Annotated in this window: 1 protein-coding gene; it reads left to right on the forward strand. The window is 64.2% G+C overall.

Annotation, left to right across the window (positions count from 1 at the left end):
• Window positions 1-150: 150 nt before the first annotated feature.
• Window positions 151-1,443 (forward strand): urea ABC transporter substrate-binding protein, encoded by a 1,293-nt coding sequence (gene urtA, locus RJ05_RS23605; protein ID WP_051016844.1) that lies wholly within the window; start codon window positions 151-153, stop codon window positions 1,441-1,443.
• Window positions 1,444-1,605 lie beyond the last annotated feature (162 nt).

The raw sequence follows: 1,605 nt of genomic DNA on the forward strand, positions 1-1,605 counted from the left end.
CGCAACAACTTCTGTCTAACGTTTCGCAGCACGAATACAGGCGCTGTATACAACCCGGTCGACAGCCATGACCGGGACGAACGTGCAGGTATTCGGTGCGGAACCCGTGCGGTGCCGCCACCACGACTGATGAGTGAGAAGGGTTCGCCCATGTCCGATTCCTCCCGATTCCGCCGACATCGCGGCAGCGTCCGATCCCGGCGTTCGGTCAAGGCCCTCGCGGTACCGACCGCGCTCGCGCTGGCCGGCGTGCTGCTGACCGCCTGCGGCGCCAGGGACGACGCCTCCGCGGACGGCTCGAACGCCGTCTCGTGTGTCGACACCTCCAAGGACACGATCAAGATCGGTTCGCTGCATTCGCTGTCGGGCACGATGGCCATCAGCGAGGTCACCGTCGCCAATTCGACCAAGCTGGCCGTCGACCAGATCAACGCCGCGGGCGGGGTGCTGGGCAAGCGGATCGAGCTGGTGCTCGAAGACGGTGCGTCGGACCCGAAGACCTTCGCCGAGAAGGCGGAAAAGCTCATCAGCTCCGACTGTGTGGCCGCGGTGTTCGGCGGCTGGACCTCATCGAGCCGCAAGGCGATGAAACCGAAGTTCGAGAGCCTGAATTCGCTGCTGTACTACCCCGTTCAGTACGAGGGCCTGGAGGACAGCAAGAACATCTTCTACACCGGCGCGACCACCAATCAGCAGATCGTGCCCGCCCTCGATTATCTGAAGCAAAAAGGCGTGAAATCGCTGTACCTGGTCGGTAGCGACTATGTGTTCCCACAGACCGCCAACCGCGAGATCAAGGCCTACGCGGCGGCCAATGGCATCGAGATCAAGGGTGAGGATTACACCCCGCTCGGCTCCACCGATTTCTCCACGATCATCAACAAGGTGCGCACCGCCGATGCCGACGCGGTATTCAACACCCTCAACGGCGATTCCAATGTCGCCTTCTTCCGCGAGTACACCAATGCGGGCCTGACCGCGGCCGATATGCCGGTGGTTTCGGTGTCGATCGCCGAGGAAGAGGTGGCCGGTATCGGTGCGCAGAACATCGCGGGTCAGCTCACCGCGTGGAACTACTACCAGACCGTCGACACTCCGCAGAACAAGGCGTTCGTCGACGCCTACAAGGCCGCCTTCGGCGCCGACAAGCCGACCTCGGATCCGATGGAAGCCGCCTACGCCTCGGTGTACCTGTGGAAGAACACGGTGGAAAAGGCGAATTCGTTCGCCGTCGCCGATATTCAGGCCGCGGCCGACGGCGTGAGTTTCGAAGCGCCCGAGGGCCTGGTGACCATCGACGGCAGCAACCACCACATCACCAAGACCGCCCGGATCGGCGAAATCCGCCCGGACGGCCTCATCTACACGGTGTGGGATTCCGGTCAGCCCATCGCACCTGACCCCTACCTCGACACCTATCCCTGGGCCGACGGCCTGAAGTAGACCCGCCTGCCGCGGCGGATGCCGACCGCCGCGGCAGATCCGGATGACCGCGGTTCGCGGCCGTGAGGGGGCCGCGAATCACCCGACCGAGCAACTGCCCCGCCGAGAACGGAACCAGAGGGACCAGCCCCGCTACGGGCGACCCCGAGGAGCCCGGTTCGC

It is taken from the genome of Nocardia cyriacigeorgica NBRC 100375 (assembly GCF_000308555.1).
GTDB lineage: Bacteria > Actinomycetota > Actinomycetes > Mycobacteriales > Mycobacteriaceae > Nocardia > Nocardia cyriacigeorgica.